The sequence below is a fragment of the Afipia sp. GAS231 genome, from assembly GCF_900103365.1.
Lineage (GTDB): Bacteria > Pseudomonadota > Alphaproteobacteria > Rhizobiales > Xanthobacteraceae > Bradyrhizobium.
Map to the genome: position 1 here is coordinate 624,953 of NZ_LT629703.1, position 24,536 is coordinate 649,488.

Here is a 24,536-nt window from a genome sequence, read left to right on the forward strand (position 1 = left end):
CCGACCTAGAGCAGTCCGAGATCGCGCAATTCGCGGCGCATCGGTTCCGGCATCGCGGCGACGCTGGCGGCGGAGGATTTGGTCAGGTCGGCAGGGGCAGCGTCCTCGGCCAGATAGCGCCAGCCCTGGAACGGCCGCATCGGCCGCGGCGACACGGCAATCACCTTCGGCTGCATCACCAGGCGGCAACGTCCGATGCCGTCCTTGTCGCGGAACGGTTCGATCGCGATAATCTTTTCGCGCGCGGCGATTTCGCCCTTGATCACCCAATAAAGCGAGCCGCCGGCCAGGATTTCCTCGTCCCGCTTCGGTGTCATCCGGGTGACGTGGACGTGCCGAAGCGGCAGGCCCTTTTTCTTGGCCGTCGCCATCCGTTCGGCAACCCAGCCGCGGAGTTCCTTGACGGACTCGCAACCGACCGCAAGCTTGAGAATATGAAGCGCCATTTCGCTAACGGTTTAGCGGCCTGCGTTAACTTTGCAAATGATCATTCATTCGCGGGCGCAGTGGCGGGCGCTGGCGCGGCCGGAGCGATCTGGACCGGTGCCGCAGCCGGCGGTCGCTTTGCCGCCGCCTGCTTCTTGGGGGCCGCGGGCGCGGGAGCTGCCGTTGCAGCAGCCGGTGCCGGTGGCGCCGCCGCTGCAGGTGCTCTCGCGGCCGCCGCCGCAGGCTTGGCCGCGCCGGGCCCGGGCTCCGGCGCCATGATGCTGACCGCAGGCGTCGAAGCCGAGGTCGGGAACTCGGCGCTGGTGGGTTTGCCCGTGGGCATCGACGGCGGCAGCGCCGCGACCAGCCCTGCCCCGGCCTGAACAGGCGCGTTCCACGACGATGCGTAACGCGTGATCAGGTTTTCATAGACGTGATCGTCCATGTTAGCGGCGAGCTGACGGCTGTCAGCCAGCGAGCGAAACGTCGGACAGGCCTGCGGCGAGCAATGGTCGCGCGCCATCAGCACATAGGCCATCAACCCATAACGGTCACGCTCGACCGCGCGGCGCAGCGCCAGAAATTCGGAACTCGGGTTCTTGCCGGCGGTCGCGGCATTACCGGCCTCGACCAGTTGCGTAATCAGCGAGGCCGCATAGGCAACAGCTGCTGCGGAGGACTCGGCCGAACCGAACAGCGTCTTCTCGCAGGCAATCAGCACGGCATCGCCGGCGAGGTCGTCGATACAGGAAAGCTGCGGCAACCCTGCACGCACCGGCTGGACGTTGCGGATTTGGGCGGAAGCGGCCTGCCCGCCCGGCCCGAAACCGCGGATCGTCGCCGCCACCGCAACGCCGATTGCCAGCAGCGTGATGACCGTCAGCGCGCCGTTGGCCACGGATTTCTCCGCCCGCAATAGCGTGATGAGGAGGATGATTCCGAAAAATCCCGCCGCGGCCAGCGTCAGCCACATCGGAAAGGTCGGCAAGCGCCAGATCTCATCCAGCGACGAAGCCCACGCCCAGTTCATCAAGGAGCCCAGTTCATGCGCGGTGTCCCTCAACGCAGCAAACATACGATCGTCGAAGGCGAATCCGCGTCTGGCGGTATTCAACCTTCGCCAAAATTGTTCTGCGAACGGGGCCTTTTGACGGCGGTCGAAACGGAACCGTCAGCCGGCTGTCAGCGCACAACAAATTCAGGAAACCGCGAGCTGGCTTTCCTTGGCGACCCGTTCGAATGTTTCAGCCGAGCTTTTGATGCGATACTGACAATCGTCGCCATCGGTCGGAAGCAGCCGGATCACCTCATAGGTGCCGGTAGCGGCCGGACGGGCAACATTGCTGGCAGTAAAATAGACAGTCTCTCCAACGGAGTACTTGTGCTTCAACGCCCTCTCCATACGCAAGAACGCCGGCCGCGCTCATGGTCCCACTAGCTTTCGGCCGACTTGAGAACCCTGTGCCAACCTAGCACACCGAAGGCGCCAAAAGCCAGCAACATCGGGGCACGGAAAAGACACATATTTCCAAGCGTTTTCAGCACGATAGACGGCGATCCCAAGGGTTCCGGGGAATCCGCATGGCGGCTATCCCAACCGAGATTTCGCGGTCAGGCGGTGTGCGGCAGCCTGCCGTCCGGGCTGGCATGGTCGACGGCGGCCGGGAGCTGCTGCGCCAACACCTTGGCGAGCTGGTCGACGGGAATGTTGAAGCGCGCTGCGAGCTGCTTGACGGTGTCGCTGCCCAGCACCTGCTGCAGTTGCTCGGCCGTAATCGGCAGGTTCTGACCGTTGCCGATCCAGGATTTGACCTGATCGCCAAGGCCTGCCTGCTGAAGCTTGGCGACGATCGCCGACAATCCGCCCCCCTGGCCGCCGTTACCGAGCACCTCGCTCAGCACCACCGGAATGACGGCAGATTCGAGCTGACCGAGCACGCCCTTGAACGCATCCGAATTTTCCAGTGAATCGAGAATTCCCATGGTCGCGTCCTTTCGATCGGTGGCGTCAGCCGGTTCCCGGATTCAGACCGCTTTAGCGGCAATCCGTCAAGCGGCGATGACATCACGAAAAGGATGTCACACCGTCTCGAAGCGCTCGATCCGGATCGTTTCGGCCAGCCCCTCGCGGGTCCATTGCTGGAAGGCCCCGTTTGCGGCCATCGCCTCGAAATAGTGCCGCGCATCGCCGTTTACCTCGATCGCGTAGGTGCGAAACCGGTGCACGACAGGCGCAAACATCGCATCCGCGCCGCCGAAGCCGCCGAACAGGAACGGGCCATCATTGCCGTAGCGCCGGAAGCAATCGGCCCAGATTTCCTGAACCCGCGCCACATTGGCCAGCGCATCCTCGGACAGTGTGATGGCGCCGACCGGCCGGTGCAGATTCATGCCGCATTCGTTGCGCAGCGGCATGAAGCCCGAATGCATCTCCGCCGAGATCGACCGCGCATGCGCGCGACGGGCACGGTCTTCCGGCCACAGTTTCACTTGCGGGAATTTCTCGGCCAAATACTCGATGATCGCCAGCGAATCCCACACGGTGACATCGCCATCGACCAGCGCCGGCACCTTGCCCGAAAGCGAAACGCTCAGGATCCGGTCCTTGTCGGCCTGATCGGTGTAAAGCGGGATGAACACCTCTTCGAACGGGATGTTATTGGCGCGCAGCGCCAGCCATGGCCGCATCGACCATGACGAATAGTTCTTGTTACCGATGACGAGTTTCAACATTTCAAGGGAAATCCTGTTGGGACGCCATCTTGCCATAGTGCGCTGTGGGCGTTCAACCTGTACATCGGCAAGACTTGAAATCGGCAAGACTTCAGATCGAAGCCTTGGCGACCGATAAGACTTGGCAATCGACAAGATTTGGCGATCGATAGGGAGCAACATGCGCGGATATTGGGTCGATATCGCCGCCGTCGGATTCTTCGTCATCGAGTGGACGGTCTATGCCATCACGCTGGAGCGGACCGCCTACGGGCGCAACAGCCTGTCCGCCCGCATGCACATCTATCGCGAGGTCTGGATCCGAAACCTGCTCAACCGCGAAACGCGCATGGTCGACATGCAGATCATGGCGTCGCTGCAGAACGGCACGGCGTTCTTCGCCTCCTCGAGCCTGATCGCGATCGGCGGCGGACTGGCGCTGCTGCGCGCCACCAACGACGCCCTGGCGGTGCTCGGCGCGCTGCCGGTCGATCTCAGCCCCTCGCCTGCCTTGTGGGAAGTCAAATGCGTCGGGCTGATCCTGATCTTCACTTACGCGTTCTTCAAATTCTCATGGGCGTACCGTCTGTTCAACTATGTCGCGATCCTGCTCGGCGCGATGCCGCCGTCCTCACAAAAAGACACCCCTGAAGCCGAAGCCCATGTGTTGCGCACCACGCGCTTGTTCGAATCCGCGGGCCAGCACTTCAACCGCGGCCAGCGCTCGTTCTTCTTCGCGCTCGGCTATCTCGGCTGGTTCGTCAGTCCATGGGTGCTGTTCGTGACCACGGCCATGGTTGTCATCGTGACCTGGCGCAGGCAATTTGCGTCGAACGCCTGGAAGGCCATGGAACGCTAAGCGCTGGATCGAACCAATCAACCAGACCGAACCAATCAAGAAAAAAAGGGGGAGAACATGATTATCGACCACGCCAGGCTGCGCACGTTTGCAAACCGCATCGTCGCCGCCGGCGGCAGTACACCTGCGGAAGCTGCCATCGTTGCCGAACATCTGGTCGAGGCGAACCTGCGCGGCCATGACAGCCACGGCGTCGGGATGCTGGTCGCCTATGTCAGAGACTTCGAGGCCGGTACGCTCAAGGCCAACCAGAAGCCGGAAATCGTCTCCGACACCGGTACGATCTCGGTATGGGATGCGCATGCCGGCTACGGCCAGGTGGTCGCCCGTCAAGCGGTCGAATGGGCGATCGAAGCAGCCAGGAAACATGGCGTTGCGGTCAACGGGTTGCGTAACGCCCACCACATCGGCCGCGTCGGCACCTATGGCGAGATTGCCGCGCGCGCGGGCATGGTGGCGCTGCATTTCGTCAACGTCGCTTCCGGCCCGCCACCGGTGGCACCGTTTCGTGGACGCGAGGGGCGCTTCCTGACCAATCCGGTCTGTATCGCTATTCCCGGCACCGCCAGCAACGAGCCGATCCTGCTCGATTTCGCCACCAGCCGCGTCGCGCTGGGCAAGGTGCGCGTGGCGCACAATGCCGGCAAGCCGATGCTCGACGGCGCACTGCTCGACCATGCCGGCCAGCCGACGACCGATCCCGCCGTGATGTACACCGAGCCGCGCGGCGTGGTGCTGCCGTTCGGCGATCACAAGGGCTCTGGGCTGGCGCTGGTGTGCGAGCTGCTGGCCGGCGCGATTGTCGGTTCGGCCAGCGTGTCGACGAGCACGCCGCCGGAGCGCGGCATCATCAACGGCATGCTCAGCATCGTCATCGATCCCGGCCGGTTGTCCTCTCGCGACAGCATGCTGGCGGAGATCGACGCCATGATCGGCTGGGTGAAATCGGCCAAGCCGTCCGACCCGGCGCTCCCGGTTCTGGTGGCCGGCGAGCCCGAACAGATCGCGCGGGCCCAGCGCATCGCCAACGGCATCGACGTCGAGGACGAGACCTGGAACCAGTTGACGGCGATCGCCGCGCGCTACCAGATTTCGCTGGATAGAGCCTGACACTTTGCTATTCCGCCGTCATGCCCGGCCTTGTGCCGGGCATCCACGTTTTGCTTCCCTCTGCGCAAGAAAGACATGGATGGCCGGGCATAGCGAGCGGAAGCGACGCCGTCCTTTGGACGGCTAAGCCCGGCCATGACGAAAAATGAACATTACGACGCGCCGCCGAAATCCTGCGGCGTGAAGCTGAGATCGAGCACTTTCCATTCGCCGTAACGGTCTGCCGGCAGCATCGCATAGGGCTGGCAGGCCTGCAGCGCCTTGACCGCGCCCTGCATCAAAAGCGGCCCTTTCATCGAAGCGCTGGCCTCGATCAGGATCGGATCGGCGGCCAGCTTGCCTTGCTGCGTCATCATCACGCGAAGCTTGACCTTGACGTCGTCGGACGGTGCCAGCGAGGGCGGCAATTTCAGGCAGGTCTTGAGATGACGCCGGAACGCGGCGACGGCGCTGGAAGCAATGTCGGCGTCCTGTGTCGCCGCACCGTCGAAATTGTCGTCGGTTTTGGCGAGGGTTTTCGGTGCCGCCGGCGACGCGGCCGGAAAGGCTGGCGAGAGATCCGGCGGCAAGCCCAGCATGACCTGGTATTTGATCGTTAGATCAGGCTCGGGCGGCTTGTAGGCCGGCGCGGCGGGTTGTTGCGGTTGGGCCGCGGGCTGCGGTGGTGCGGCGGGCGGCGGGGGAGCCGCTGATGGTGCGGCCAGCGCGGCCTGCTTCTGCTGCCGTTCGGCCGCCTGCGGCTTTGCCGCCGGCTGAGCCGGGGTCGACGGGGAAGGCCTGGTATCGAGCAGGGAAAAATCAGGCAGCGGCGTCGGTGTTGGCGTCGGAACCGGCTCCGCCTGTTTCTCTATCGCGGGTTCGGGCGGCACGTCCTGCGACGCCACGATTTCGACCGGCATTGTCTCGGCCGTCACCGTGCCGAATTCATGAACTTCGGAAAACAGCAACAGCAAAGCCACCAGCGAAAGATGGGCGATCGCCGATACCGTGATGTCGGTGGGTATGATCCGCCGCAGGTCCATCGTACCCGAACAATGTCTCGATGTTTCCCCTGACCGCCAGCATACCGCCCGGCGCGGCAACGGCTCAATCCCAATTCGGCGCGAAGCCATAATTGGTGAGCCGGCCTCCGGCACCGCCCATGGCGGAAATCGCCTTCATGTCGTCCTCGAACAATTCGAAATCGAAGATCTCGATGTTCTCCGAGAGCCGTTCCAGTTTCGACGTTCGCGGGATCGCCACGACATTCTGCTGCACCAGCCAGCGCAGGCAAACCTGCGCCGCCGTCTTGCGATAGCGATCGCCGATCCGCAGCAGCGCGCGGTCGTTCTTGATACGGCCCTTGGCGACCGGACTATAGGCGACCAGCGCCATCCCTTGACGTGCGCAGGCGTCCCGGACCTTGGTCTGGTCGAGATAGGGATGGTACTCGACCTGATCGCACACCAGGGGCTCCGGACATGCCGCCACCGCCTCATCGATCAGGGCCACGGTGAAATTGGACACGCCGATATGGCGCGCCAATCCCTGGCTCTTGACCCGCGCCAGCGCACCCAGCGTATCCACGAGCGGCACTTGCGGGTTCGGCCAATGCAGCAGCAGCAGGTCGACCTCGGTCATGCGCAGCCGCGCCAGGCTCTCCTTGGCGGATCGCTCGAGATCGTTCGGCTTGAAGTGGGTCGTCCAGATCTTGGTGGTAAGGAATATCTCGTCGCGTTTCACGCCGGAGGCGCGCACGCCCTCACCCACTTCACGCTCGTTGTCGTAGGCCTGTGCGGTGTCAATGTGGCGATAGCCGAGCCGCAGCGCCTGCTCGACGATGCGCGCGCAGGTCCGGTCGCGCAATTCCCAGGTGCCCAGCCCGATCGCCGGGATTTTTGCGCCATTGGCTTCGACAAAATGCATTACGGGTACTCTCGCATCGAGCCCCATTATGATCCGCCGCGGCGGCGGTGCCAACTCGCGGCGTCTTCGGGCGCCGCGAAAGAATTAGGCTGATGACGGCTCGGTCGCCAAAGCGGCGAACACAGTGTCCGGCGAATGGGCGATCACGGCGAGCAACGCCCGCGCCGGTCCACGCGGGGCGCGCTTGCCCTGCTCCCAGTTCCGGATGGTTTCGACGGGCACGCCGAGCCTGGAGGCGAATTCGGTTTGGGTCAGGCGCGCGCGACGGCGCAAGTCGCGCACCGCAGGCAAGGCAGCGGCTTCGCAGGGCTCGGCGGTCAAGGCTTCGCCGGGCATCGCTGAGGCGAGCCCGGGCATCGCTGAAGCGAGCCCGGGCACCGCCGGGATCGCAAGTGCGACTCCGGGGGCCAGCGGAAACTCCTGTCCGTCCCGCAATTCGACAATCCGTCCGTCTGCTTTTAGCCGCAAGCGCTGCATGTTCGACCTCGCAAGGTCAACATGATCGGCGATGCGCATTAAGGTCCGCTTAACGATAACGGGCGTTTCGGTCTGTCCCTATTGCAGCCCGAACCACAGCGTGGCGATGCCGAGAAACGAGAAGAAGCCGACCACGTCGGTGATGGTGGTAACGAAGGTGCCGGACGCGACCGCCGGGTCGGCGCGGACCCGCTCCAGCACCATCGGAATCAGGATGCCGCCGAGCGCGCCGGCGACCAGGTTGCAGATGATGGCAAGGCCGATCACGACGCCGAGGCCGGGGATCTTGAACCACGCCACCGCGGCAACGCCCGTGATCACCGCAAAGGCGAGCCCGTTGACGAGGCCGACCATCGCCTCGCGCATCACCACCCGCATCGCATTCTTGGAGCCGAGTTCGCGGGTCGCCAGCGCCCGCACCGCTACCGTCATGGTCTGGGTCGCGGCGTTGCCGCCCTGGCTCGCCACGATCGGCGCCAGCACCGCCAGCGCCACCATCTTCTCGAGCTGGCCCTCGAACAGGCCGAGCACGGAGGATGCCAGAAAGGCGGTCGCAAGATTGACCAGGAGCCAGTTGAACCGCGCCCGTGCGATGGTCCAGACGCTGTCGGACAGTTCTTCGTCGCTGGTGACGCCGCCGAGCGCCTTCAGGTCTTCGTCGGCCTCTTCCTCGATGACGTCGACGACGTCGTCGATGGTGATGACGCCGACCAGACGGTTGGTGGTATCGACCACGGGGGCTGCGACGAGATTGTATTTGCCGAACATCCGGGCGACCTCTTCCTGGTCGTCCAGCACGGAAACGCGGCGGCGGTCCTCGTCGATGAGATCGCTGACCTTGACCGGGCGGCGCGCGCGCAGCAGCGTGTCCAGCGACACCGCGCCCTGCCAGTGCTTGTCGGCATCGACCGCATAGATTTCATAAAACCGCTCGGGCAGATCGGGCGTATCGCGCATGTAGTCGATCGTCTGGCCGACGGTCCAGTCCGGCGGCACCGCGATGAATTCGGACTGCATGCGGCGGCCGGCGGAGTTTTCCGGATACAGCAGGCTGCGCTCCAGCGCGTCGCGCTCGGAGGGCGGCAGCTTTTCCAGGATCTCTTCCTGGTCCTCCTCGTCGAGGCCTTCGAGCAGTTCGACGGCGTCGTCGGATTCCAGTTCGCGAACGCCTTCGGCGACAGTTGCCGGCTCGAGTTCCTCGAGGATTTCCTCGCGGACGGCGTCGTCGACCTCGTTCAGCGCCGAGAAGTCGAAATCGGTGCCGGTCAATTCGACCAGGTTGACGCGGTCGTCGGGTTCAAGCGCGCCGATCAAATCACCGAGATCGGCCTCGTGCAGTTCCGCGACCACTTCGCGCAGCCGCGGCGCCTCACCGGCCTGGATGGCGCGGGTAATTTCTTCGACAAATTCCTGGCGGATTTGGCCGTCTTCATCCCGCATCTGGAGATGATCGAGCACGGCGCCGTCGGCGGCGCGCGCTTCGGCGGGATGGGCCACGTCGATATCCTCGGCCATGCGCGCCTCGCCGGTTTGACAGAATGAGAGAACTCGTCTGAGCTATCGCAGCACGCATTACCCAATCGGCAATGCAGAGCGCAATGACAAATATGTAGAACTTGGAATGACCGGAAAGTCGATCAAAACGCTGAGCGCGGCCGTCGCCGCTCTGTTCGCCACGATCATGGCGGCGCAGGCAACCGAATGCGCCCGCAAGGACGTGCTCGGCACCTCACGCGTTCTCGTCGTCGACCCCGCAATCTCTCCGCGCGTCGGCCTGAAGAGCTTTCCGCAGACATTGCCGCTTGGAGATCACGAGGTGGTGCTGACCTTCGACGACGGTCCGTGGCCGGCCACGACCTCGAAGGTTTTGAAGGCGCTGGCGGACGAATGCGTGCACGCGACATTCTTCCTGATCGGAAGGTCAGCCTCGGAACACCCGGAACTGGTGCGGACCATGGCCGCCCAGGGCCATACCATCGGGCACCACACCTGGAGCCATCGCAATCTCAAATATACCAAGCCCGAAACTGCCGCCGGCGAGATCGACAAGGGCATCGCCGCGGTGGAGACTGCCCTTCACGGCACCGCGACCACGAACCCGACCACGCCGTTCTTTCGCTTCCCCTACTTCGAAATGACGCCCCGGACGCTCGACAATCTGGAAAAGCGCGGCATTGCGGTGTTCGGCGCCGATCTCTGGGCCAGCGACTGGAACAAGATGACGCCGCAGCAGGAGCTGAAACTGCTCACCGAGCGGCTCACGATCGCCCGCAAGGGCATTATCCTGCTGCACGATCCCAAGGCGCAGACCGCGGCGATGCTGCCGGCCTTGTTGCGCTACCTCCGCGACAATCACTATCGCGTGGTCCATGTGGTCGCAGCCGCGCCGAAAACCGTCGCCGACAAGGCGCGCTAGATCATGATGCGATGGATCGGATCATGATCTGATCTTATTGTTCGGACATCATCTTTTCGACAATTCGAAGTCCCAGCTGTTGCTGCCGCGCCCCTTCGGGGTCCGGATCGTCACCGGCGGCCAAATTAGGGGTGGAATTCGGACGGTTAAGGCGTCATTCATGGCGCCAAGGATAGCTAGACGGGTAGATATTTGCGTCCTCATTGGAATGAAGCCGGGGTTTTATGATTGCGAGCGTAGGTGTGAGGCACCGGGGCCGGATATCGGCCGCGCTCTGTCTGGGCGTGCTGGCTCTGATCCCGGCACAACGTGCTTCGGCCGCCGGTTGCCCCGGCCATCCCGACGCGCTCGGCACGTCCCGCACGCTGGTGGTCGATCCGCGCGAATATCCCATCATCGGCACCATGCAATACGCCAAGACGCTGCCGCTCAGGGACCATGAGGTGGTGCTGACGTTCGACGACGGTCCGATCCCGAAGAACAGCTACCAGGTCCTGCAAATCCTCGCCGACCAATGTGTGAAGGCGACTTTCTTCCTGGTCGGATCGCAGGCCAGGGCCAATCCGGAAGGCGTGCGCAAGGTTCGTGATGCCGGCCACACGGTTGCCACTCACACCCAGAATCATCCGTCGAACATGCAGCGCATGCCGTTCGATCGTGCGCAAAAGGAAATCGACGACGGCATCGCCTCGGTAACGGCAGCCCTCGCCGACGGCACTGAACCTGCGCCGTTCTTCCGCATTCCCGGCCTCGGCCGCAACGACGCCATCGAGGCCTACGCGGAATCCAAGGGCATCCAGCTCTGGAGCGCGGATTTTCCCGCCGACGACTGGCACCGTATCTCCCCGCAGCGCGTCTACGATCTCGCGATCAAGCGACTGGAGGCCAAGGGAAAAGGCATTCTGCTGCTGCACGACATTCAGGCGCGCACGGTGGCGGCGCTGCCGAAGATCCTGCAAACCCTGAAAGCGCGCGGCTATCGCATCGTTCACGTGGTGCCGGCAACGCCGGAACAGCCGGCGACACCGACCGAGCCGCAGCAATGGTACATCAACCCGACAACGGAGACGGTGGCGACGTCGCGCTGGCCGAAAATTCCGAATTTCGTTTACGCCGCCGCGGCAACGCTTCCCGCGCCGGCCTGGTTCGATTTCGACTGGCGCGATGCCGAACTCGGCATGCTGACGCGCCGCATGCGCGGCGTGCCGCTGGCGCAACGGACAAAGTGGCCAAGCGAAATGATTTTGGCGCAGAACGGCGACGCGACGACGTTGGCGGTTCCAGCCGCGGGCCTCTTCCATATGCCGGAATCGGCTGACGTCACGATGCTGGGCACCCTGCATCGCAGCGAACAAGCCGCGCAGGCGGCCCTTGAAACAGAAGCCTCCGCCAAGCCGGCTCCGGTACAGCCCGGCAAGTCCCGGCGACAGGCGCGCGGCGCTCTGACGCGGCAGGCGCATGGCGGGCCGGCGGCCGTCAGACCGGCCGCGCACCAGACCCGGCACGCTGCACATGCCGGCCGTGGCCCGCAGAAGCAGGCAGCACCAGGCAAAAAGAAACCGGGGTCGGTCCGGGTTGCCGGCCTGAAGAAGCGCTAGAGCGCTTTCCAGCGCAACCGAAAACGTCTCCGCTCAGCTCGACAGGATCTTGGTGACGCAGAGCAGGATGACCAGGGCGAGAAACAACAGGTCGATATACGACTTCATCTCGCCGGCGTGGCGGAGCGCGCTGACCTCGGTGATGACCTGCTTGCGCACAGAGGTCGAATTCGGCCCCTCGCCGGTCGCCGCGATCAGTTTGCGCGCCTCCAGCTCAAGTCGCTCGATGCGCTGGAAGAAATGAAACGACCGCAGCGCCGTCGCCGCGTGCATGCCGGCGTAGACCAGCACGAGAACCGCGACGACCACACGGTTCTGGTACTTCTCCAGGAAATTCAGGGCGAGATAGACCAGCGCCAGGAACACGAAATTGGAGAGGAATCGGTAGGCGTAGCCGAGAAACAGCATGCAAGTGCTCCGGGTAGTCTGGGAAGGGGCGAACTGCGCCGATCGGGCCGGAACCGCCGACCGATGGTCCTCTCAGTTTACGCCAACGGTGTTACAGTAAGGTTTCGAGTTTCCTGCTGCCTTCAAAGGAATCGCGCGCTCGCGGCATTGCGGGCATGCGCATGAGCTCACCGAATCGATTGGGGCGGGCTCAAACTGCATGATTTTGTGGTGCGCTCGGAGGGCGGTCGCGTTTGCTGCGATATCAATGGGTTGCCAAGACTTGTCAAGCCATAAGGTGCATTTCCCGCCTATAAGTGCTCTTCGAGCGGAATACCCAGGCTGCACCAAGTCGGGGGCGCGGCGCCGTTTCAGTAGCGCAGCGGCCGACCCTGCGGACCATTGAAAAGACGTTGGTCAACTATCGATCGTCTTGATTGGCCGGTCCGCGCCGCTCGTGCGGCTGAGCTCTGCAACGATTGCGGGGAGCCGTTGCTTGAACTCATCGAAATTCTGGAAGAAGTCCTTTTCAGACAAAACTGTTGGAACAATGTGCATCGCCTCAAGCTGGTCGATCTGGTCTTGAGGAAGTCCGACAACAAATACCTTTAATCCAGCAGCTTCCAGATCAACCAATACGTCCTGCAGTGCATAAATTCCGGATTGATCCATATAGGTTACGCGCTCCATCCGCAGCACGAGCATTTTTCCAACCGTCGCTCGCTCAGCAATTCGGCGAAAAGCATAGACAAATCCAAAGAACAGCGGGCCGTTGACATGCTTGATCAGAAGCCGCTGCTTTAGTTCGTCCGGGATCTCGAGTTCATCCTGCCACAACTCATCTTCGACCAGTGTCAGAGTCGTGTTCTGTTCCATCGTGCGCGCAATCTTGGTCATGAAGATCAAGGATGCAAGCACGGCGCCGGTGCCGACCGCAGTGATCAGATCAGTGAATATCGTCAATACCACAACGATCAGCATGACCCACGTGTCGCCGCGCGGCGCGCGAAACAGATGAGCAAGGCTGCGATAGTCGATGATGCTCAACCCGGCGCTGACCAGAATTCCTGACAAGACGGCGTGAGGAATGTACCGCACTACGCTGGATAGACCGAGAAGAACCGCCAGCAGGAAGAGACCATGTATCACTCCCGAGGAGCGATGCCGTCCACCGGCCCGAACATTGATGGCGGTTCGCACGAACGCGCCGGCGCCCGGAATACCGCCGAACAGCGCCGCACCTATATTGCCGGTACCCTGGCCGATCAGCTCTCGATTGCTGTCGTGATGCGTCTTCGTCATGTTATCCGTGACGAGCGATGTCGTTAAAGCGTCGATCGCGCCGAGGAACGCGAGTTGAAATGCAGCAATGAAGGAAAACTTGAAGTCGGCAATGTTGAGCCCGGGCAGGACAAAGTCCGGCAGCCCCCTGGGAATGTCGCCGATGGTCGGCGCCGAAAGCCCGAAAGCTACGGCTATGCCCGTCAGCAGGATCAATGCAACGAGAGACGGAGGCACGGCCGAAAGAAAGCGCGGGAGAAGAAATGATATCGCGACGGTCGCCGCCGCAAGCAGGAACGCATCAAGGCGGGCGCCTTGCGCGAGGGCGCCGAAAGACTTCAGAATTTCGACCGGATTGGATGATGGCGAAGGCAGACCCACTATCGGGAAAATCTGCTGAATGATGATGATAATCCCGATGCCTGTCATCAGGCCCGAGATCGCCGGATATGGCAGGAACCGAATATAATTTCCAAGCCTTGCGATCCCGAAGAGCACTTGCAAGGCACCCGCGAGGCAAAAAATTCCAACAACCGGCGCGAGCTGCACTACTCCGTTGGATGATGTGTTTGCCGCAACGACGCTGGCCGCAATAAGCGTCATGGGTGCCGTCGGACCGGAGATCTGGACTGGCGTGCCTCCCAACAGTGCGGCAACGATGCCCAGGATAATTCCACCGTACAATCCGGCGGCAGGCCCCAATCCCGAGGCAACGCCAAACGCGAGGCAAAGCGGCAACGCTACGATGCCGGCAGTTATGCCGCCAAAAATGTCGCCACGCGTGATCGCGATCCCTGACAAAATTCTCCCCTTTTCCAAACTCCCCGGACAGAACCGGCAAGTTCACTCTCGTGAACGGTATGGAATCAATCAGGTATCTGGAACGTAGGGTAGCGCCGATTTGTGGGCGCAAAGCCGAAGCTTGCCATCCTTGCAGAGGCGAAAAACGAAGGTCTTGTCGACCATGATTTCGTTCCCCTCATAGTCGGCGAGATATACGTTGCCCATGGTAATGGCAATTATTCCGTGAATCTGAATCCCATTTTCAGCGGCGTTGTTGTCGTACCAGACGCGCGCCCAAGGCTTTAAGGCAAAGCCCTTGTCATCGGGAAATTCGGGATCGCCACCGACAAAGTATGACAGTGCACCTCGCGCCGTATTGCGAAACGTCTGACGGCCGTGAGCCTGCGTGGGTTTGAAAAACACCACTCCGTCCTGGTAATCGTAGAGTTCATCGATCACGACCGTTGCAGCCGCCCGAAAATCTCCGGACGCCTTATAGACCGTTCCGATCCTCACTAAACCTTCGCACCATGCCTGTTGAGCCGCATTCACTTGCCTCTCGGTGATAGTCATTCGATCACTCCAGTGAGGGCGGCACGAGAAGTAAGCGCAAGTATGTTTGCGCTTTAGTCGGATGTTTTCAAGTTTAGATTACGTTGAAGCGGAAGTGGAAAGTCGCTTACCGTGCTTTTGTCCGACAACGATCTTACGGCTTCGAAGAGCGATATCATGGGTTTGGTGGCGTGCATGGTGTTCGTATTGCGATGCAACCAGAGAACAACGCCGGAAGGGTAGCTTCCCGCCGGACGCTATCGCGCAAAGATCACATGGATGAGATCGGCCGCTCTTGGCAGGCGGCATTGTTTGGGGAAGAATGCAACACGCCGACGCCGCCTCAAATGCCTCAGATGGAGCCGACAATGAGTCGACGACCGTTGCGGTTTGTGATCTGCGCGATGATCGTGTTCGGCTTACAAGCCTGCAGCGGAAAGGATCCGGAAGTCACCGAGCAACCCGTGCGGGGACTTCGCGCCTTCAAGGTAGGCACAAAAGCCGAGAGTCGGGTTCGCCGTTTTCCCACGGTCCTGCAGCCGGCGGACGTCAGCAGTCTATCCTTCGAAATTACCGGACAATTGAAAGCGGTAACGCTCGCTGTCGGCCAAAAGGTGCAGTTGGGAGACCTTCTGGCGGAAATCGACTCGCGTTCGCTGCAGTCGCAGGTCGACCAGGCCAGTGCCGGCGTGCAGCAGGCGCAGGCCCAGCTCGATAACGCAGAAGGCGATTTCCGGCGCAAGGAAGACCTGCTCGGAAAAGGGGTCACAACCCAAGCCATATTCGATCAGTCGAAAGCGACCTTGCTCACGGCGAGAGCGCAATTCGACCAGGCGAAGCGCCAGCTCGAACTGGCAGAACACAACCTGGACCGCAGCAAGCTCGTTGCTCCGTTCTCCGGCACCATCGCCCGCGTCGAGGTCAAGTCATTCGCACAGGTTTCAGCCGGGCAACCGATTGTCACCTTGTACAGTGACGACCGTTTCGAGATGTCTTTCCTCATTCCCTCCCCGACCTTTCAAACCCTGAAGGTCGGGCAACCGGTCACCGTCAAGGTCGCCGACATGCCTGATCTCTCGCTCAAGGGAGAGATCAAGGAGCTCGGGTCCAAGGCAGAGCAGGTCTCTGCGTTCCCGGTCGTTGTCCGGCTGGAAGATAGGGTTGCGGGGCTGAATGCCGGGATGTCGGTCGAAGTCGCGATCCAGGAGCCACTGATCGGTGTAGAAAGCGGCTTTCTGCTGCCGCTCAGTGTCATTGCGCCCGAGGCCGGAAAGGAACTGGAGGGCGCTGCGACCGTCTTTGTCTATAATGGCGCCAGCTCGACAGTGAACAAGCGCAAGGTCACAGTTGGAGGGGTCCGTGACAATCGCCTGATCGTCACGGAAGGCCTTGGCGCGGGCGACATCGTTGCCGCGGCCGGCGTCTCCTATTTGCTTGACGGACAAAAAGTCAAGCTTCTACCCGTCGTGGAGTAGGTATCGTGAGTCTCCTCACGCGATTTGGTCTTGCGCGGTCGCGATTCACCATTGCAGCCATGATTGGGCTGCTTGTTGCCGGCGTGGTCCTCTATCCGAATTTTCCCAAGCGCGAGGACCCGGTCATCGTCATTCGCACGGCGGTGGTATCGGCGCTGTTCCCGGGAATGGCGCCCGAGCGCATCGAAAACCTGATTGCGGTTCCGATCGAACGGAAAATCCGCGAGCTCGCCGAAGTCAAGGATATCAGGACGCTTGGGAGCGAAGGATCGCTGACGATCTACGTCGATCTCAACGATGAGGTCGGCAATGTCAGCGCGACCTGGCAACGGCTGCGCGACAAGGTTGGCGACGTCAAGATCGAGCTGCCCGACGGCGTCGTCGGCCCGTTCGTCAACAGCGACTTCGGCGATGTTGCCATTGCAACGATCGCGATAACCGGCGATGGTTTTTCACCGCGCGAACTGAAGGATGTCGCGGACGATTTCCGCAAGAAACTCTATCAGCTGAGCGGAATCTCCAAGATTGATCTCTTCGGGGTTCAGGACGAACGCGTTTGGCTGGAACTGGACACGCGAAAACTCGCGGCCGTCGGCGTCCAGCTCAACACCCTGGTCAAGGACCTTCAGGCGCAAAACGTCGTGCTGCCGTCGGGATCCATCAATATCGAGGGCACACGCCTGCTGCTGGAAACATCAGGCGACTTTCCGAATGTGCGTGGCGTCGAAACCATGCTGACCCGCGTGGGTGCGACGGACAACCTGGTAAGACTTGCCGATCTCGTCACCGTTCACCGCGGCTACGTCTCCCCCAAAATCAAGCCGGCTTACTTCAACGGGCGATCCGCAGTCGTGCTCAGCGTGATCATGCAGCCCGATCAGGATGTAACTCAGCTTGGACAAAAGCTGCGCGCGACGGCACGCGCCTATGAGCAGCAACTCCCGATCGGATATGCGATCAATTTCGCGACTTACCAGGCGGAACAGGTCCGCGCCTCCGTCAATTCTGCGCTGTCAAACGTTGCGCAGACCTTTGTCGTCGTGGCCGCGCTGGTCGTGCTGTTTCTGGGCCTGCGCGCGGGATTGGTCGCGGCGATGATCGTTCCCTTCGCTGTGATGTTTTCGCTCATCGGCATGCGTTGGCTCGGCATTGCGCTCGAGCAGGTATCGATTGCTGCCATCATCATTGCACTGGGTCTCCTGGTCGACAACGGCGTGGTGATCGTCGAGGATATTGTCAGCCGGATGGGCCGCGGCGTGCCGGCCCAGGCTGCGGGTCTCGCCTCCGGCGAGCAATACGCGCTTCCCCTGCTGATATCGTCGGTCACGACGGTTGCGGCTTTTCTGCCGCTGTTTCTGCTTCCGGGATCGTCGGGCGAATATGGCTACTCGCTCGCCGCGGTCGTCGCCTTGACGCTGACCGGCTCGTGGATCACGGCCGTCTACATCCTTCCGGCGTTGACGGTCTGGTTGTTCGGCCGCGGCCAGGTTGCGGAAAACCAGGCTGCTTCTCCTTCACGGCTGCAAAGGCTCTACGCGATCGCCTTGCGGACCGCGCTCCGCTTTTCGCCGATCGTGCTGGCCGCGTGCATCGTCTTAGTCTTGCTGTCGCTGTCGCTGTTCGGCCGCGTGCCAAAACAGATGTTCCCGCTGAGCGAGCGCAACCAGTTCCTCATTTACATGAACATGCCTGATGGAACCGACGTCTCCCGCACCGAGACCAAAGCGCTGGAAATCTCCAGATGGCTCGGCGACAAGACCCAAAACCCCGAGATCGCGAGCAACATCGTCTACATCGGGGATGGCGGCCCGAGATTCTATCTGACGCTGACTCCCGTGGCGCCCGATCCCGCGTCGGCCTTCTTCCTGATCAACACCAACGACTACGCCGGTGCAGTGCGGGCTGCGGATCGCGCCTGGAAATATCTGTACGCCAATCACCCGGAAGCGAGGTTCAAGATCAAGCGCCTGGCGATGGGCGCGGTGGAATCCGGCATCGTCGACGTAGAAATCTCCGGCCCCGACGCCGACCGCCTGCTGGCGCTCAGCGCAAGCGTACAAGCGCTGTTTCGGGCGGCGCCGGACGTTCACGACAACGAAGACGATTGGGGCAACAAGCTCATCAAGGTGGTTGTCGAGATCGATCAGGATCGCGCGCGGCAGCTCGGAATAACATCCGAAGAGATTACGCAGCTCCTCAATACCTATTTCAGCGGTGCCGCCGTGTCGATCTATCGCGAAGGCGACAATCTCATTCCCATCGTGCTCCGCGCCGGAGCATACACCTCCGAGAATCTGGAAGGGCTCACCAGCGCGACCTTCGCGAAGAATGGCGGATTGATCCCGCTCGCACAGGTGGCCAGGCTAAGGCCGGAGTTCGATTTTGCTCGCATCAGGCGGAAAAACCAGGAACGAACGATCACCGTCACCGCCCGGAGCGCTTCGCTGACGGCCGGGCAGCTCCTGGAGTCCATTCGCCCCGCCCTGCCGGCGCTCGACCTGGCCGGCGGCTATCACTACACGATCGGGGGCGAGATCGAGAAGAGCGCGGAGACCAACCAGAAGCTCGCCGCAGGATTTCCTCTCGCCCTTGGCATCATGGTGCTGGCGATCATTCTGCAATTCAACTCCTTTCGGCGCACACTGCTGACATTCATCACCATTCCGTTGATCGTGATCGGCATCCCATTCGGCCTGCTGCTGACCGGACAGCCGCTTTCGTTCTTTGGAACGCTCGGCATCATCAGCCTATCGGGAATCATCATCAACAACGCCATCGTGCTGATCGATCAGATCGACATCGAGCGAAGGGAGCTTGACCTGCGCGACGCGATTGTTGTCGCCTCTGAAAAGCGTTTGCGACCGATCCTGCTGACATCGGCAACGACAGTGCTCGGACTGGCGCCGATGGCGATCGCCGGCGGCGCATTATGGCAGCCCATGGCCGTGCTCATGATGTCCGGGCTTGCCATCGCTTCGCTGTTGACACTGTTCTTTGTGCCGGCCGGATATTTGCTGCTCTTCCGGTTCGACAAGAGGCTTTAGGGACACCATCATGAAGCGGGAGGCCCGCCGATTTCGACGCTGGGCTACGCCACTACACTCTCGTGTGGAAATGGTGGTTTCGCGGGGCGTTGGTTCAAATAAGGATGCGACGACCGAAAGAGCAAGCACTGCACCGAGACGCGCGAAATCAAACAGGCAAGATTGCGCGGAACAAAAACCAGCGCTCGCTGTGAGTAACAATGTGGGAGTATAAATCGCGAAAATACTTTTCGCATCAATGATTTACGCCCTTGGTGCGCTCGGAGGGACTCGAACCCCCACGATTTTACTCACTGCCACCTCAAGGCAGCGCGTCTACCAATTCCGCCACGAGCGCTTGGGATACCGGCTGGAACGATGCGGCCTGCCGGATCAACGGCGCCGATGTAACAAATCGGAGATGGGGGGACAAGGCGGTTTTGCGACCGAATTAGCTACCTAACACCCGGTAATTTCGGCAGCATTTGCTTGACTTCGACCGCGATACGGTTGCGATCCACCAGCACCACGCCGGAAGCCACCGGCAGGTTGTTGGCGAGGATCTTGACCTCGTCCGCCTCGGTGGCATCCAGCTCGATGATAGCGCCGCGGGAGAGCCGCATGACCTGGTGGATGGGCATTGTGGTGGTGCCGAGCACCACCATGAGATCGACGGAGACTTTATCGAGGGTCGCCACTTCTGAACCACCAAACCAAGAACTAAATCTGTTGGGTTCCAACTGACCACGTTATGGTTAGCCAATGGTTAATGATCGCCAAAGCCTTGATTTGACGACCTTCGCGCGGCCTTCCGGCGGTGGGGACGTCGAATGGCGAATCGCGGCCGCCCCCGTGCCCTACCCCGAGGCCGTCGCTGCGATGGAAGCGCGCGCGGCCGATATCGCCGACGGAAAGGCTTCCGAACTGGTGTGGCTGCTGGAGCATCCGCCGCTCTACACCTCCGGCACCAGCGGCAAGCGGGCCGACCTGCTCGATCCGCGATTCCCCCTGTTCACCACCGGCCGTGGGGGCCAGCTCACCTATCACGGCCCGGGCCAGCGGGTGGCCTATGTGATGCTCGACCTGAAGCGGCGCCGGCCCGACGTGCGCGCCTATGTCGCCGGCCTGGAAGAATGGATCATCCGGACGCTCGATGCCTTCAACGTCAGGGGCGAGCGCCGGGAGGATCGCGTCGGCGTCTGGGTGAAGCGGCCCGACAAGGGCGCCGGCCACGAAGACAAGATCGCTGCGATCGGCGTGCGGCTGCGGCGCTGGGTGTCGTTCCACGGCATCGCCATCAATGTCGAGCCGGAGCTCGCACATTTCCAGGCGATCGTGCCCTGCGGCGTTGTTGATGCCAGATACGGCGTCACCTCGCTGGTCGATCTCGGCCTTCCCGTAACGATGGAAGACGTCGACGTCGCGCTCCGGCAGGCTTTTATCGAAGTGTTCGGCGCGACCGCGCGCCTGCCGGAAGTGGCGAGCTAGATTCCCGGCAGCGTGCCCAAAAATTCGAGCAGTGCTGCGTTGACCTCGGCGGGCCGCTCCTGTTGCAGCCAGTGGCCGGCGCCTTCCATGATCCTGACCAGCCGAAGGTCGGCGCATTGGGCCCGCATCAGTTCGACCATATCGACGCCGGGGATCATGCCCAGGATGGGTTCGAGGCTGCCGGCCAGGAATGCCGCCGGTTGCGCGATCTGCTGGCCATCGAACTCGGCCATGTCGGCGAAATCGCGCTCGGAATTGCGATAGCGATTGAGCGGACCGCGAAATCCGCTCTCGCGGAACCGGCTTTCGTAATAATCGAGGTCGGCCTCGGTCAGCCAGGACGGAAGCTGCGCAGGATCGACCAGGCGATCGAGCAATCCCGGTCCTGCCGGATTTGCGACCCTGTCGTCTGCTTTCCGCGCCTCGCCGCTGCTCCCGTAGTAGAACTTGCGCAGGCTGATGCGGATGTCGGCTTCCAGTTCAGCCTCGGCGACGCCGGGCTCCTGAAAATAGAGCTGATAGAAGAAGCGGTCCTGGTAGATCTTGCGGAACAGCTCGACACTCGGCATCGGCCCGCGGCCGAGATACGGTGCGCTCAGTCCGGCCACCGCGCGAACGCGCGCGGGGTGAAACAGCGCGGTCGCATAAGCGATCGGGGCGCCCCAGTCATGGCCGACAACGACGGCTTGCCGGGCGCCGAGCGCGGAAATCAGGCCTGCGATGTCGCCGCACATTTCCTTGATCGCGTAGGCATCGATCGCATGCGGCCTGTCGCTGCCGCCATATCCACGCACATCCGGGGCGGCGACCCGGAAGCCGGCATCCGCCAGCACCGGAATCTGATGCCGCCAGGAATACCAGCTCTCGGGAAAGCCGTGGACCAGCACGATCAGGGGCCCCTCGCCCGTGATCGCCACGCGAAGCCGCGCGGCGCCGGTGTCAATGCTCTGCAAATCGATCGGCATGCGCGCCGGTCCCGGTGAAGTCCCAACTATAAATTGGACCTTCGCGGAGTCCAGCGCGCGCCGGGCCTCACGCCGCCGCCCGCTGCGGCGCGACCTCGAGCTTGCCGGCGATGTAGCGGCGTTCCTGCGTCAGACCGCCGAAGCCGTAGGCATCGCCCCGGACCTCGTCGACATGGGCGTAGCTCTCTTCATGCAGCGGCCCGAGCAGCTCGACCATGCGCTTGAAGATTGCGGCAAGATAGGCCGCCTTCTCGTCCTTGGTGTTGGTGCCCTCGCTGACATGAACGTCGAGCCAGAAGCTGGCGAGGCTCTGCTCCGCTAGCGACCTGCCACCAGCGAACCAGTCGGCGGCATCGACCGACTTGACGATGACAGCCGTGACCCTGGGATCCTTGTGCAGGATAGTGGCGGTCAGATCGCTGACCGCGGACGCAATCTCGGCCTTCAGCGTTGGGGCCTTGCGAAAGCTCGAATAGGTGACGGTGATGAGCGGCACGTTCGTTCTCCTTGGGCTGGCTTCGCGGGCTATTTACCGCGCCATCTCAAACTAGACCTGCCGCTATCATTTTGGTATCTTATCTCTGTTCATAACAGTGATAACAATTGTTGATGATGACATGAGCAACCTCGACATCGATACCGTGCAGGCCTTCCTGCTGGTCGCCGAACTGCAGAGTTTCACCCGCACCGCCGAAGCGCTCGGCACCACGCAAGCCTCGGTCAGCCTGAAACTGCAGCGGCTGGAGGCCGTGGTCGGCCGGCGGCTGGTCGAACGCTCGCCGCGCTCGGTGGGGCTGACCGCCGATGGCGCGGCGTTCCTGCATCACGCCCGCGCGCTGATGGCGGCGCACGACCGCGCATTGATCGGCGAGGCGCCGGCGCGCCAGATCCTGTCGCTCGGGATCAGCGACCATGCCGGCGGGCCGGAACTGGTGCCGCTGCTGGAGCGGCTTCACGCGATGTCATCGCAACTGGCGCTCAACGTGACGATCGGCTTTTCCCGCGAGATCACCGATGCCTACGATGGCGGCGACCTCGATGCGATCGTGGTGCGCCAGGAAGGCAGCCGGCGCGGCGGCGAGAAGCTGACGGTAGATGAATTCGGCTGGCTCGCGGCCAAACGCTTCGCCTGGCGCCGGGACGAGCCGTTGCGGCTGGCGACGCTGGCGCCGCCTTGCGGCGTGCGTGCGATCGCGGTCCGCGCACTCGACAAGGCCGGCATCGCCTGGAACGAGACGTTTGTCGGCGGCGGAGTCACGGCGGTCGCCGCGGCGGCGCTGGCTGGCCTGGCGGTGGCCCCGCTCGCCCGCCGGATCGCGCCCGCGGGTCTCGTCGATATCGGACCGGCGGAGAAACTGCCCGATCTCGGCAGCTCGAAAGTGATGCTGCATTCCAGGGTCAGCGACCCCGCCAAACTGGCGGCATTGCGAACGCTGGCGGCAACGTTTCGAAGCGTCGCGGCCGCGGGGTAATCGTTCAATCCGGCGAAAAGGCCGGTAAAAAGGAACCAATCTGCCCGTCGTGCGTTTCGGCCCCTTAGGCAAGGGGCGCGGATGTTCGAAAAAGACAAGCAGCAACAACGGGATCTGTTCGAGAGCGAACGTAGTTTCCGGCTTCTGGTCGAGGGTGTTGTCGACTACGCGTTGTACATGCTGGACCCGACCGGCATCGTCACGAGTTGGAATATCGGCGGCGAACGGATCAAGGGCTATTCGCCCGAGGAAATTCTCGGACAGCACTTCTCCCGGTTCTACACGGAAACCGACCGTGCCAACGGCAAGCCGGCCCGGGCGCTGCAGATCGCCCGGGAACAGGGCCGCTATGAAGAGGAAGGCTGGCGCGTCCGCAAGGACGGCACATTCTTCTGGGCCAGCGTCGTCATCGATCCGATCCGGGAGGGCGACAACCTTGTCGGCTTCGCCAAGATCACCCGCGACATCACCGAGCGCCGCGAGGCTCAGATCAGACTCGAGCAGATGCAGGCACAACTGGCGGAATCACAAAAACTCGACGCGCTGGGCCAGTTGACCGGCGGCGTGGCGCACGATTTCAACAATCTTCTCATGATCATCGGTGGCAGTCTTCATACGCTGAAGAAAGGTACCGATAACGACCCGGGGCGGCTGCGTGCGCTGGCAGCGATCGAGGCGGCCGCCAAGCGCGGCGCCGCCCTGACCAGCCAGTTGCTGACCTTTGCGCGGCGTCAAAGCGTCAACCCGGAGGCGATCGATGTCGCCGAACGGATCGATGCGGTGCGCGAGGTGCTCGGCACCGGCGTCGGCGGCGCGGTGGCGCTGCAATTCGACATCGAGCGCGACATCTGGCCCGTGATCGTCGACGTCGCGGAACTTGAAACCGCGCTGGTCAACCTCGTCATCAATGCGCGCGACGCGATGCCGGCTGGCGGCGTCATTACAGTGTCGGCGCGAAACAATACGCTGAACGAGGGTGCCCATGCCGGCGACCACGTCGCAATCGCCGTCGAGGATACCGGCGTCGGCATCGCGCCTGATCTGATGAACCGGATATTCGACCCCTTCTTCACGACCAAGCCGGTCGGCAAGGGCACCGGCCTCGGACTCTCCCAGGTCCATGGTTTCGCGCATCAGGCGGGTGGGACCGTCAGGGTCACCAGCGAAATCGGCAAGGGCACGAAGATCACGATCCTGCTGCCGCGCAACGACGTCGCTCCTGCCGTCGACGAAGGCCATGGTGCGGATGCCAGGGGCAGCGGCACGGTACTGCTGGTCGAAGACAATCCGGATGTCGCGACCGTCAGCGCCAGCCTGCTCGAGCAACTCGGCTATACCGTCCGCCGGGTGGCGGATGTCGAATCCGCCTTGATCGAAATCGAACGCGACGGAATCGATCTTGTGTTCTCGGACATCGTGATGCCCGGCAAGATGGACGGTCTCGCCCTCGCCCGTCATCTGAAGGCCCATCGGCCGGGATTGCCGATCCTGCTGGCGACCGGCTACAGCGATGCCGCCGCCAACGTGCTCGGAGATTTTCCAATCCTCCGCAAGCCCTATGAAATCCACCAGCTCAGCCAGGCGATCGCGAAACTGCCGCGGTGATC

At 62.3% G+C, this 24,536-nt stretch carries 24 protein-coding genes and 1 tRNA gene; 9 read left to right on the forward strand and 16 right to left on the reverse strand.

The features are described from left to right. Nucleotides 1-5: 5 nt before the first annotated feature. The 5 genes from BLS26_RS02975 to BLS26_RS02995 all read right to left on the reverse strand — a co-directional run bounded on the left by BLS26_RS02975 (nt 6) and on the right by BLS26_RS02995 (nt 3,159). Entirely contained in the window at nt 6-446 is a 441-nt protein-coding gene (locus tag BLS26_RS02975; protein WP_092508298.1) for a DUF1489 family protein, read from the reverse strand. 41 nt (nt 447-487) lie between these two features. Then, nucleotides 488-1,456 carry a hypothetical protein gene (locus tag BLS26_RS02980; protein ID WP_092517553.1) on the reverse strand — a complete coding sequence of 323 codons (969 nt, stop codon included), beginning with the start codon at nt 1,454-1,456 and terminating at the stop codon, nt 488-490. A gap of 168 nt (nt 1,457-1,624) precedes the next feature. Continuing rightward, nucleotides 1,625-1,828: a hypothetical protein gene (locus BLS26_RS02985; RefSeq protein WP_091976901.1), complete on the reverse strand. Its 204-nt coding sequence runs from the start codon at nt 1,826-1,828 to the stop codon at nt 1,625-1,627. Nucleotides 1,829-2,037: 209 nt separating this feature from the next. After that, complete coding sequence (locus tag BLS26_RS02990) at nt 2,038-2,409, reverse strand: YidB family protein (RefSeq protein WP_092508300.1); 372 nt, start codon at nt 2,407-2,409, stop codon at nt 2,038-2,040. Between the two features lie 96 nt (nt 2,410-2,505). After that, nucleotides 2,506-3,159: a glutathione S-transferase family protein gene (locus BLS26_RS02995; protein ID WP_092508302.1), complete on the reverse strand. Its 654-nt coding sequence runs from the start codon at nt 3,157-3,159 to the stop codon at nt 2,506-2,508. Nucleotides 3,160-3,319: 160 nt separating this feature from the next. Here BLS26_RS02995 and BLS26_RS03000 point away from each other — a divergent pair, with 160 nt between their 5' ends. Both BLS26_RS03000 and BLS26_RS03005 read left to right on the forward strand, forming a co-directional pair. Continuing rightward, nucleotides 3,320-3,997, forward strand: a complete 678-nt coding sequence (locus BLS26_RS03000; protein WP_092508304.1) for a DUF599 domain-containing protein — start codon at nt 3,320-3,322, stop codon at nt 3,995-3,997. A gap of 57 nt (nt 3,998-4,054) precedes the next feature. Then, on the forward strand, nt 4,055-5,107 hold the full coding sequence (locus BLS26_RS03005) for a malate/lactate/ureidoglycolate dehydrogenase (protein ID WP_092508306.1): 1,053 nt from the start codon (nt 4,055-4,057) through the stop codon (nt 5,105-5,107). A gap of 152 nt (nt 5,108-5,259) precedes the next feature. Here BLS26_RS03005 and BLS26_RS03010 read toward each other — a convergent pair whose 3' ends face one another. The 4 genes from BLS26_RS03010 to mgtE all read right to left on the reverse strand — a co-directional run bounded on the left by BLS26_RS03010 (nt 5,260) and on the right by mgtE (nt 9,004). Next, a complete protein-coding gene (locus BLS26_RS03010; protein ID WP_092508308.1) occupies nt 5,260-6,129 on the reverse strand; it encodes a hypothetical protein in 870 nt (289 codons plus the stop codon). A gap of 64 nt (nt 6,130-6,193) precedes the next feature. Then, on the reverse strand, nt 6,194-7,012 hold the full coding sequence (locus tag BLS26_RS03015) for an aldo/keto reductase (protein ID WP_092508310.1): 819 nt from the start codon (nt 7,010-7,012) through the stop codon (nt 6,194-6,196). Nucleotides 7,013-7,096: 84 nt separating this feature from the next. Further along, nucleotides 7,097-7,489, reverse strand: coding sequence for a DNA-binding transcriptional regulator (locus BLS26_RS03020; protein ID WP_092517554.1), 393 nt, complete (start codon nt 7,487-7,489; stop codon nt 7,097-7,099). Between the two features lie 78 nt (nt 7,490-7,567). Next, nucleotides 7,568-9,004 (reverse strand): magnesium transporter, encoded by a 1,437-nt coding sequence (mgtE, locus tag BLS26_RS03025; protein WP_092508312.1) that lies wholly within the window; start codon nt 9,002-9,004, stop codon nt 7,568-7,570. A gap of 106 nt (nt 9,005-9,110) precedes the next feature. Between mgtE and BLS26_RS03030 the strand changes: the two genes are divergently transcribed. Both BLS26_RS03030 and BLS26_RS03035 read left to right on the forward strand, forming a co-directional pair. Next, nucleotides 9,111-9,905, forward strand: coding sequence for a polysaccharide deacetylase family protein (locus BLS26_RS03030; RefSeq protein ID WP_092508314.1), 795 nt, complete (start codon nt 9,111-9,113; stop codon nt 9,903-9,905). Nucleotides 9,906-10,147: 242 nt separating this feature from the next. Beyond that, nucleotides 10,148-11,503, forward strand: a complete 1,356-nt coding sequence (locus BLS26_RS03035) for a polysaccharide deacetylase family protein (protein ID WP_371360774.1) — start codon at nt 10,148-10,150, stop codon at nt 11,501-11,503. A gap of 33 nt (nt 11,504-11,536) precedes the next feature. Here the strand turns inward: BLS26_RS03035 and BLS26_RS03040 are convergent, their stop codons facing one another. From BLS26_RS03040 to BLS26_RS03050, 3 genes are all read right to left on the reverse strand, one after another. Beyond that, nucleotides 11,537-11,911: a hypothetical protein gene (locus BLS26_RS03040; RefSeq protein ID WP_092508318.1), complete on the reverse strand. Its 375-nt coding sequence runs from the start codon at nt 11,909-11,911 to the stop codon at nt 11,537-11,539. Nucleotides 11,912-12,307: 396 nt separating this feature from the next. Next, nucleotides 12,308-13,972: a SulP family inorganic anion transporter gene (locus BLS26_RS03045; protein ID WP_197681305.1), complete on the reverse strand. Its 1,665-nt coding sequence runs from the start codon at nt 13,970-13,972 to the stop codon at nt 12,308-12,310. Nucleotides 13,973-14,041: 69 nt separating this feature from the next. Then, nucleotides 14,042-14,527 carry a hypothetical protein gene (locus BLS26_RS03050; protein ID WP_092508322.1) on the reverse strand — a complete coding sequence of 162 codons (486 nt, stop codon included), beginning with the start codon at nt 14,525-14,527 and terminating at the stop codon, nt 14,042-14,044. A gap of 254 nt (nt 14,528-14,781) precedes the next feature. Between BLS26_RS03050 and BLS26_RS03055 the strand changes: the two genes are divergently transcribed. Together BLS26_RS03055 and BLS26_RS03060 are read left to right on the forward strand one after the other, a co-directional pair. Next, nucleotides 14,782-15,981 carry an efflux RND transporter periplasmic adaptor subunit gene (locus tag BLS26_RS03055; RefSeq protein ID WP_157676266.1) on the forward strand — a complete coding sequence of 400 codons (1,200 nt, stop codon included), beginning with the start codon at nt 14,782-14,784 and terminating at the stop codon, nt 15,979-15,981. 5 nt (nt 15,982-15,986) lie between these two features. Continuing rightward, nucleotides 15,987-19,025 (forward strand): efflux RND transporter permease subunit, encoded by a 3,039-nt coding sequence (locus BLS26_RS03060; protein ID WP_092508326.1) that lies wholly within the window; start codon nt 15,987-15,989, stop codon nt 19,023-19,025. Between the two features lie 252 nt (nt 19,026-19,277). Here the strand turns inward: BLS26_RS03060 and BLS26_RS03065 are convergent. Next, nucleotides 19,278-19,362 (reverse strand) — tRNA-Leu (locus BLS26_RS03065). Between the two features lie 97 nt (nt 19,363-19,459). After that, nucleotides 19,460-19,702 (reverse strand): FliM/FliN family flagellar motor switch protein, encoded by a 243-nt coding sequence (locus BLS26_RS03070; RefSeq protein WP_074276133.1) that lies wholly within the window; start codon nt 19,700-19,702, stop codon nt 19,460-19,462. 64 nt (nt 19,703-19,766) lie between these two features. Between BLS26_RS03070 and lipB the strand changes: the two genes are divergently transcribed. Then, on the forward strand, nt 19,767-20,492 hold the full coding sequence (gene lipB, locus BLS26_RS03075; RefSeq protein WP_092508328.1) for a lipoyl(octanoyl) transferase LipB: 726 nt from the start codon (nt 19,767-19,769) through the stop codon (nt 20,490-20,492). Here lipB and BLS26_RS03080 read toward each other — a convergent pair. Further along, on the reverse strand, nt 20,489-21,457 hold the full coding sequence (locus BLS26_RS03080) for an alpha/beta fold hydrolase (RefSeq protein ID WP_092508330.1): 969 nt from the start codon (nt 21,455-21,457) through the stop codon (nt 20,489-20,491). The two genes, lipB and BLS26_RS03080, sit on opposite strands and share 4 nt — an antisense overlap. Before the next feature lie 67 nt (nt 21,458-21,524). Continuing rightward, nucleotides 21,525-21,953 (reverse strand): 4-oxalocrotonate tautomerase family protein, encoded by a 429-nt coding sequence (locus BLS26_RS03085; RefSeq protein ID WP_092508332.1) that lies wholly within the window; start codon nt 21,951-21,953, stop codon nt 21,525-21,527. Nucleotides 21,954-22,074: 121 nt separating this feature from the next. Here BLS26_RS03085 and BLS26_RS03090 point away from each other — a divergent pair, with 121 nt between their 5' ends. Both BLS26_RS03090 and BLS26_RS03095 read left to right on the forward strand, forming a co-directional pair. Then, nucleotides 22,075-22,929, forward strand: a complete 855-nt coding sequence (locus BLS26_RS03090) for a LysR family transcriptional regulator (RefSeq protein ID WP_092508334.1) — start codon at nt 22,075-22,077, stop codon at nt 22,927-22,929. A gap of 81 nt (nt 22,930-23,010) precedes the next feature. Beyond that, complete coding sequence (locus BLS26_RS03095; RefSeq protein WP_092508336.1) at nt 23,011-24,534, forward strand: PAS domain-containing sensor histidine kinase; 1,524 nt, start codon at nt 23,011-23,013, stop codon at nt 24,532-24,534. Nucleotides 24,535-24,536 lie beyond the last annotated feature (2 nt).

Coding starts and splice junctions, on each gene's coding strand:
- BLS26_RS02975 (WP_092508298.1), bottom strand. CDS start 446: ATGGCGCTTCATATTCTCAAGCTTGCGGTCGGTTGCGAGTCCGTCAAG.
- BLS26_RS03055 (WP_157676266.1), top strand. CDS start 14,782: ATGGATGAGATCGGCCGCTCTTGGCAGGCGGCATTGTTTGGGGAAGAA.
- BLS26_RS03095 (WP_092508336.1), top strand. CDS start 23,011: ATGTTCGAAAAAGACAAGCAGCAACAACGGGATCTGTTCGAGAGCGAA.
- BLS26_RS03040 (WP_092508318.1), bottom strand. CDS start 11,911: ATGCTGTTTCTCGGCTACGCCTACCGATTCCTCTCCAATTTCGTGTTC.
- BLS26_RS02995 (WP_092508302.1), bottom strand. CDS start 3,159: ATGTTGAAACTCGTCATCGGTAACAAGAACTATTCGTCATGGTCGATG.
- BLS26_RS03000 (WP_092508304.1), top strand. CDS start 3,320: ATGCGCGGATATTGGGTCGATATCGCCGCCGTCGGATTCTTCGTCATC.
- BLS26_RS03080 (WP_092508330.1), bottom strand. CDS start 21,457: ATGCCGATCGATTTGCAGAGCATTGACACCGGCGCCGCGCGGCTTCGC.
- BLS26_RS03090 (WP_092508334.1), top strand. CDS start 22,075: ATGAGCAACCTCGACATCGATACCGTGCAGGCCTTCCTGCTGGTCGCC.
- BLS26_RS03005 (WP_092508306.1), top strand. CDS start 4,055: ATGATTATCGACCACGCCAGGCTGCGCACGTTTGCAAACCGCATCGTC.
- BLS26_RS02985 (WP_091976901.1), bottom strand. CDS start 1,828: ATGGAGAGGGCGTTGAAGCACAAGTACTCCGTTGGAGAGACTGTCTAT.
- BLS26_RS03010 (WP_092508308.1), bottom strand. CDS start 6,129: ATGGACCTGCGGCGGATCATACCCACCGACATCACGGTATCGGCGATC.
- BLS26_RS03015 (WP_092508310.1), bottom strand. CDS start 7,012: ATGCATTTTGTCGAAGCCAATGGCGCAAAAATCCCGGCGATCGGGCTG.
- BLS26_RS03030 (WP_092508314.1), top strand. CDS start 9,111: ATGACCGGAAAGTCGATCAAAACGCTGAGCGCGGCCGTCGCCGCTCTG.
- BLS26_RS02990 (WP_092508300.1), bottom strand. CDS start 2,409: ATGGGAATTCTCGATTCACTGGAAAATTCGGATGCGTTCAAGGGCGTG.
- mgtE (WP_092508312.1), bottom strand. CDS start 9,004: ATGGCCGAGGATATCGACGTGGCCCATCCCGCCGAAGCGCGCGCCGCC.
- BLS26_RS03050 (WP_092508322.1), bottom strand. CDS start 14,527: ATGACTATCACCGAGAGGCAAGTGAATGCGGCTCAACAGGCATGGTGC.
- BLS26_RS03020 (WP_092517554.1), bottom strand. CDS start 7,489: ATGCAGCGCTTGCGGCTAAAAGCAGACGGACGGATTGTCGAATTGCGG.
- lipB (WP_092508328.1), top strand. CDS start 19,767: ATGGTTAATGATCGCCAAAGCCTTGATTTGACGACCTTCGCGCGGCCT.
- BLS26_RS02980 (WP_092517553.1), bottom strand. CDS start 1,456: ATGAACTGGGCGTGGGCTTCGTCGCTGGATGAGATCTGGCGCTTGCCG.